The sequence below is a fragment of the Actinomadura sp. BRA 177 genome, from assembly GCF_013372625.1.
Lineage (GTDB): Bacteria > Actinomycetota > Actinomycetes > Streptosporangiales > Streptosporangiaceae > Spirillospora.
The window spans coordinates 1-6,726 of sequence record NZ_JABXFD010000113.1; the positions used below are offsets into that span (position 1 = coordinate 1).

The window sequence follows — 6,726 nt, forward strand, 5'->3', positions numbered from 1 at the left end:
GTGTGGGGCTCGCTGTGGTGTTAGTTGTTTTTTGTTTGTGGGTGGTGTGGGGTCGGCGGGAGCTTGGGTCACCCGGTCCGTCGGCGGCGTCGGATGGGTATAAGGGGCGGCGGTGCCGGCGACGGCGTTTCATGGCGTTCATCAGGCCGGGATCTTGGACGAGCCGCAGGCGCGGGCGGTCGTTGTCGCGTTCGATGTGATCGCCGAGCGGCGTGCCGAGCTGGTCGATCTGTTCCGGGCGCTGACCGTGCGCGGACGGGCTCTGACCAGCGGCGGGACCCCGGCGCAGGTGGGTGTCACCGGGCCGTCGCCCGATTCCGGGATTCTCGGGCCGGACGTGCCTGGGGGCGGTCTCGCGGTGACCGTCGGTGTTGGTGCGTCCCTGTTCGATGACCGGTTCGGCCTGGCGTCGCGGCGTCCCCGGCGCCTGACCTCGATGCGGACCTTCCCAAATGACGACCTCGACACCGCCTGGTGCCACGGCGACCTGCTGTTGCAGTTGGCTGCGCGTGATGAGGACACCGTCCTGCATGCGTTGCGCGACGTTTGCCGGCATACGCGTGGCGCGATGCAGGTCCGGTGGCGGGTGAGCGGGTTCAGGAGCGGGCCACGGCCGTCCGGTACGCCCCGCAACCTGATGGGTTTTAAGGACGGCATCGCCAACCCCGACGTGTCGCGCGGCGTCGACATGGACCGGCTCGTCTGGGCCGCGCGGGACGGTTCCGAACCCGGCTGGACGGCGGGCGGTACGTACCAGGTCGTCCGGCTCATCCGGATGCTCGTGGAGTTCTGGGACAGGGTCGGCCTCGCCGAGCAGGAGCGCATGTTCGGCCGCAGCCGCGAGACCGGCGCGCCGCTCGACGGGAGCCGTGAGCGGGACGTGCCGCGCTACGCGCTGGACCCGGTCGGCAACGTCATCCCGTTGACCAGCCACATCCGGCGCGCGAACCCGCGCGTCCCCGAGACCGACGGCAGCCGCATCCTGCGCCGCGCCTGGAACTACGACCGGGGTGTGGACGAGGCCGGCAACCTCGACATGGGCCTGGTCTTCACCTGTTTCCAGCAGGACCCGCGGCGCCAGTTCGAGGCCGTCCAGGAGCGGCTGCTGGACGAGCCGCTGACCGACTACATATCTCCGTTCGGCGGCGGCTATTTCTTCACACTTCCGGGTGTCGTGGACGCCTCGGACCACTTCGGCAGGGCTCTACTCATGCAGTAGAGGAGGAGACATGCGCAAGCTCGCAGCATTGGCCGTGTCCGTGGCGACCACCGGGGCGTTGGCGGTCGCCTGCGCGTCCGCCAAGGACGACCGGGTCGCGCCCTCCGAACCCGGAACCCCCATCGAGCATGTCGTGGTCATCTACGGGGAGAACATCTCGTTCGACCACTACTTCGGTACATATCCGAAGGCGGCCAACACCGATGGGACGCCCTTCCACGCCGCCGCGCACACGCCGAAGGTCAACGGCCTGCCGAAGAAGCTGCTCACCCGGAACCCGAACCGGTACGACCCGAAGCGGCTGAGTCACTCCCAGGCCCTCACCTGCGACCAGAACCACGGGTACGGCGCCGAGCAGAAGGCCGTCAACGGCGGCCGCATGGACAAGTTCGTCGAGTACACCGAGCACGACAAGTGCACTGGCCAGCCCATCCTCTTCGGTGAACCCGGGCTGGTCATGGACTACTTCGACGGCAACACCGTCACCGCCATGTGGAACTACGCGCAGCACTACGCGATGAGCGACAACTCCTGGGATTCGGTGTTCGGGCCGTCCACGCCCGGCGCCCTCGACCTCGTCTCGGGCCAGACGCACGGTGGTTACGCGGTTGACCCCGAAACGCATGACAAGGTCTCGGACACGTCCGTGGTGGCGTCCCCGAACTCCGAAGGCATCGGGACGGTCATCACCGACCCGGACCCGGCGTTCGATGACTGCTCGAACAACAACCACACGTCCGACAACAACCTCGCGGTGATGACCGGCCGCAACATAGGCGACCTCCTCAACGCGAAGAACGTGACATGGGGATGGTTCGAGGGCGGGTTCCGTCCGACCGGGACGAAGAACGGATACAAGGTGTGCGGTACGTCGCACGCCAACATCGGCAAGAACCAGGTCATCGACTACAGCCCGCATCACGAGCCGTTCCAGTACTACAAGTCGACGGCGAACGAAAAGCACCTGCCGCCGTCATCGGTCTCCGCGATAGGCCACACCGACCAGGCCAACCATCAATACGACCTGAAGGACTTCGATGCCGCGCTGGCCGCGCACAACATGCCCGCGGTCTCGTTCTTGAAGGCACCTTCGTACCAGGATGCCCATGCGGGCTACTCCGACCCGCTCGACGAGCAGAAGTTCGTCGCGTCCACCGTCAACGAGATCCAGAAGTCGCCCGAGTGGAAGTCGACCGCGGTCATCCTCGCCTACGACGACTCGGACGGCTGGTATGACCACGCTCGTCCACGCATCACCAATGGGTCCGATGACCCGGCCCAGGACCAGCCCGCCTGCCGGCGGGTCAAGGCGTCCGGCGGTTACCAAGACCGCTGCGGCCCCAGCCAGCGCCTCCCCATGCTGGTCATCTCGCCCTACGCGAAGGTGAACTACTTGGACCACCATGCGGTGGAACAGGCGTCCATCCTGCGCTTCATCGAGGACAACTGGTCGACCGGGCGCATCGGCGACGCGTCCTTCGACGCCCGCGCCGGAACCATCACCCACATGTTCGACTTCCGGCGTCCGAAGGCTGGACGAGTTCTCCTGGATCCGGCCACGGGAGCCGTGATCGGCCGGAAGTAGAGGTCCGCATGCCAGTCGCGCCCGGCACCGGGGTCGGCTGGTGCGGGCGCGGCTCGGTCAGGAGATCGACTGGCGGTCATGCGGCCTTTGCGGTGACGCGCTGGATCGCCTGGACGGCGACGGCGGGCTGGTCGACGTAGATGTAGTGCTCGCTGTTCTTGGCCGTGCTCAGCTTGCTCTTGCTGGACACCGCGAGCCACTTGCGCTGCCCCTCGGTCCACGACCGCTCCAGGCTCGGCCCGTACTGGGGGACGGCCGCGAGGTACTGCTTCCCGTGCCGGATCACCTCCACGGGGATGTCCCCGGCGGAACGGACCTTCCCGTCGTCGAAGACGAGCTTCTCCGGGTTCTGGCCCTTGCTCACCCCGAGGGACTGCGTGCGCAACTGGGCCGCCGGCCCGGTCGCGGACTCGGGGATCGCGTTCGTGATGTCGGCGACCGAGGTGGGCGAGGTGGCGTCCATCAGGACCAGGCCCTTGACCGTGTCCTTGTGCTCGGGGGTGTAGCGAGCGGCGATCATCCCGCCCAGCGAGTGCCCGTCGAGGACGACCGGGCCGTCCCCGGCGACGTGGTCGATCACCCCGGTGAGGATCTTGCCGGTGGCGGCGAGGCTCTGCGGGGCGTCCGGCTTGTCGCTCTTGCCTTCGCCGAGCCGGTCGTAGGAGCAGACGCGGTTCTTCTCACCCAGGGTCTTCTGGAGGGCGGCCATCTTGTCCAGGCCGTCGCCGAGTCCGGGCATCAGCACGATGACCGGCTCGTCCTCGGTCAGGTCGCCCGAGCAGGACACGTGCACCGACCGGCCATCGAGCTCGATCTTCTTGGCGCCGATGAAGTCGGCGGCGGACCCGAACGGGAACGCGTCCGAGTCCGTGATGTCGCCGCAACCGGTGAGCCCCGCCCCGGCCACGGCGCAGCACATCGCGATAACGGCGGTCTTCTTGCGGATCATCATTTCCTCCGGCGAAAGAATCGGCTCTCGAAATTGATTCGCGTGAGCGTGCTGCTCACATCGAGAACGCTATTGATTCGCCGGCCTCTAGATCATCACCGTGCAGTGGACAGTCGCCGGTAGCTCGGATGGGGGACAGGGGCGCCAAGGCCTGTCAGGTGCGGGCGGGCGTCTTCTCTTCGGTGTCACCCGGACGGTGGTCGGGGACGAAGCGGTAGCCGACGTTGCGGACCGTGCCGATCAGCGACTCGTACTCGGCGCCCAGTTTGGCGCGCAGGCGGCGGACGTGGACGTCGACCGTGCGGGTGCCGCCGAAGTAGTCGTAGCCCCAGACCTCCTGGAGGAGCTGGGCGCGGGTGAAGACGCGGCCCGGGTGCTGGGCCAGGTACTTGAGCAGCTCGAACTCTTTGAAGGTCAGGTCGAGGACGCGGCCGCGGAGCCGGGCGGTGTAGGTGGCCTCGTCGATGGTGAGGTCGCCGCTGCGGATCTCGCCGGGCACCTCGTCGGCGTCGGCGTCGGCGGCGGCGCGTCCGACGGCGAGGCGGAGGCGGGCCTCGACCTCGGCCGGGCCGGCGGTCTGCAGCAGCACGTCGTCCAGGCCCCATTCCGGGCTGAGGGCGGCGAGGCCGCCTTCGGTCACGACGGCGAGGAGAGGGCAGTCCAGGCCGGTGGTGCGGAGCAGGCGGCACAGGCTCTTGGCCTGGACGAGGTCGCGGCGGGCGTCCACGAGCAGGACGTCGGCCGGTGGCGCGTCGATGAGCGCGGACGCCTCGGCGGGGGCGACCCGGGTGGAGTGCAGCAGAAGTCCGAGCGCGGGCAGGACCTCGTCGGAGGGCTCCAACGCGTTGGTCAGCAAGAGCAGGCTGCTCAAGTGCCGTCTCCCGTCAAAAGACGTAGGACCCAGGCGGCTCATCCTCAGGCCCGACGGCGGTGGCCAGCGGCTCGAGGACGAGGTGGCCGTGCAGGGCCTTACGGATGAACTCCATGGCCTCGTCGCCCGGATCCCTCACCCAGCAGCATAACCGAGTCGCCTGCGCCGACCATGGACCGGCCTGGGCCACACTGGGGGCATGGCCAAGGGGACGATGCGGTACTGGGCGGCGGCCAAGGCGGCGGCGGGGACGCACGAGGAGCCGTACGAGGCGGAAACGCTGGCGGAGGCGCTCGCGGCGGCGGCCGAAAAGCGGGACGAGGAGTTCGCGCGGGTCGTCCGGCGGAGTTCGTTCCTGATCAGCGGCGATCCGGTCGGCAGCCGGCCGCACGAGTCGGTCGTGCTGCCCGAGGGCGGGGTCGTGGAGGTGCTGCCGCCGTTCGCCGGAGGGTGACGCGAGGCGGCGCAAGGTCATTCCCGAGTGCGACTCGGTATGGGCTGAATGCGCACTAAGGTGTGGCGATCGCATGCCGCAGCCTGAAGGAGAGACATGCGGAAAGTACTGCTGGTGCTGCTGATCTTCGTCGCCGTGGTGCTGGTCGCCGCGGACCGGATCGGCGTCCGGGTCGCGGAGGACAAGATCGGCGAGCAGGTGGCCGCGCAGTACAACCTGCAGCAGCAGCCGGACGTCACCATCCACGGCATCCCGTTCCTCACGCAGGCGGTCGGCGGCGAATACGAGCACATCGAGGTCGGCATCGGCGACTGGACGGAGCAGGGCGTCACCGTCAGCGGCGTCAAGGTCGACATGCGGGGCGTGCAGGCGCCGCTGTCGGAGGTCAGCAAGGGCAGCTCCGCGAACGTCACCGCGCGCACGGCGACCGCGTCCGCCGTCATCCCGTACGCGGTGATCCAGAAGGAGGCGCCGAAGGAGGTGAAGTCGATCAAGCCGAAGGGGGACGACCTCGCGGTGGAGATGACCGGCAACATCCTCGGCTTCGCCGTCTCCGGGACCGCGGTCGTGGAGGTCAAGCCGACCGCGAAGGGCATCGCGATCACCCCCGTGTCGGTGGGGTCGGACGGCGCCGCGCAGATCCCGCTGGCGCTCGTGAAGCGGCAGCTGACCTGGCTCGTCCCGGTCGCCGACCTGCCCGTCGGGTCGCGGATCAGCCAGATCCAGCCGACGCCGGACGGGCTGCGGGTCGCCGCGACGGCCGAGAACGTCCACCTGAACGACCTCCAGGCGACGCGGAAATAGGCGCGGCACGGGGTGAACCGGCCCGCCGGGGCGTACGTGTACGTGGTGTGGGTCCGACCGCGGATGAGGCTTTGCTTCGCGCCCTGTACAGCGAGCACGGGGGTCCCGTCCTCGGGTACGTCCTGCGGCTGACGGGAGGGGACCGAACCCAGGCCGAGGACGTCGTACAGGAGACGCTGCTGCGCGCCTGGAAACATCCGGAGGCGCTGGCGGGACGTCCGGTGCGGCCGTGGCTGTTCACGGTCGCGCGGAACCTGGTCGTGGACGCGCACCGGGCCAAGCGCGCGCGGCCGCCCGAGACCGGCATCGACGAGCACGTCATGATGACGGCCGACGGTTCCGACGACATCGACCGGGCCCTGGAGTCCTGGACGGTCGCGGAGGCGCTGGCCGGGCTCAGCCCGTCGCACCGGGCGGTCCTGGTCGAGACCTACTACAAGGGCCGGTCGGTGGCGGAGGCGTCCAAGACGCTCGGCATACCGCCCGGCACGGTGAAGTCCCGCACCTTCTACGCACTGCGGGCGCTCAAACTCGCATTGGAGGAGCGGGGGTTGGCGCCATGAACGACTGCACGGACGTGCGCACGTCCCTCGGCGTGTACGTGGTCGGCGCGCTGGATCCCGGGGAGCGGAGCCGGCTGGAGGAGCACCTGGAACGGTGCCCCGCCTGCCGGGACGAGCTCGCCGGGCTGGCCGGCCTGCCCGCGATGCTCGGGCGGGTCGAGCGGGAGCAGCTGGAACGGGTGACCGGGCCGCCGCCCGAGCTGCTCGACGGGCTGCTCGCCAGGGCGGCCGAGCGACGGAGGGGATGGCTCGGCCGGCTGACCGGCGGGCGGGGCATCGGG

8 protein-coding genes are annotated in these 6,726 nt (G+C 69.2%); 6 read left to right on the forward strand and 2 right to left on the reverse strand.

Going from position 1 to position 6,726, the window contains the following annotated elements; all coding sequences use genetic code 11:
- Window positions 1-154: 154 nt before the first annotated feature.
- Both HUX53_RS03105 and HUX53_RS03110 read left to right on the forward strand, forming a co-directional pair.
- On the forward strand, window positions 155-1,219 hold the full coding sequence (locus tag HUX53_RS03105) for a Dyp-type peroxidase (protein WP_255204866.1): 1,065 nt from the start codon (window positions 155-157) through the stop codon (window positions 1,217-1,219).
- 10 nt (window positions 1,220-1,229) lie between these two features.
- Complete coding sequence (locus HUX53_RS03110) at window positions 1,230-2,804, forward strand: phospholipase C (RefSeq protein ID WP_176401656.1); 1,575 nt, start codon at window positions 1,230-1,232, stop codon at window positions 2,802-2,804.
- A 76-nt stretch (window positions 2,805-2,880) separates the two neighbouring features.
- Here HUX53_RS03110 and HUX53_RS03115 read toward each other — a convergent pair whose 3' ends face one another.
- Together HUX53_RS03115 and HUX53_RS03120 are read right to left on the reverse strand one after the other, a co-directional pair.
- The gene (locus tag HUX53_RS03115) at window positions 2,881-3,753 is read right to left on the reverse strand and encodes an alpha/beta fold hydrolase (protein WP_176401657.1); all 873 of its coding nucleotides are present in this window, start codon (window positions 3,751-3,753) and stop codon (window positions 2,881-2,883) included.
- A gap of 154 nt (window positions 3,754-3,907) precedes the next feature.
- Window positions 3,908-4,624 carry a response regulator transcription factor gene (locus HUX53_RS03120; RefSeq protein WP_176401658.1) on the reverse strand — a complete coding sequence of 239 codons (717 nt, stop codon included), beginning with the start codon at window positions 4,622-4,624 and terminating at the stop codon, window positions 3,908-3,910.
- 199 nt (window positions 4,625-4,823) lie between these two features.
- Between HUX53_RS03120 and HUX53_RS03125 the strand changes: the two genes are divergently transcribed.
- The 4 genes from HUX53_RS03125 to HUX53_RS03140 all read left to right on the forward strand — a co-directional run.
- The gene (locus tag HUX53_RS03125; protein ID WP_176401659.1) at window positions 4,824-5,078 is read left to right on the forward strand and encodes a MoaD/ThiS family protein; all 255 of its coding nucleotides are present in this window, start codon (window positions 4,824-4,826) and stop codon (window positions 5,076-5,078) included.
- A gap of 96 nt (window positions 5,079-5,174) precedes the next feature.
- The gene (locus tag HUX53_RS03130) at window positions 5,175-5,882 is read left to right on the forward strand and encodes a DUF2993 domain-containing protein (RefSeq protein ID WP_176401660.1); all 708 of its coding nucleotides are present in this window, start codon (window positions 5,175-5,177) and stop codon (window positions 5,880-5,882) included.
- Between the two features lie 47 nt (window positions 5,883-5,929).
- On the forward strand, window positions 5,930-6,445 hold the full coding sequence (locus HUX53_RS03135) for a sigma-70 family RNA polymerase sigma factor (RefSeq protein ID WP_176401661.1): 516 nt from the start codon (window positions 5,930-5,932) through the stop codon (window positions 6,443-6,445).
- On the forward strand, window positions 6,442-6,726 hold a 285-nt coding region (locus HUX53_RS03140), incomplete at its 3' end, for an anti-sigma factor (RefSeq protein ID WP_176401662.1). The genes HUX53_RS03135 and HUX53_RS03140, both read left to right, overlap by 4 nt.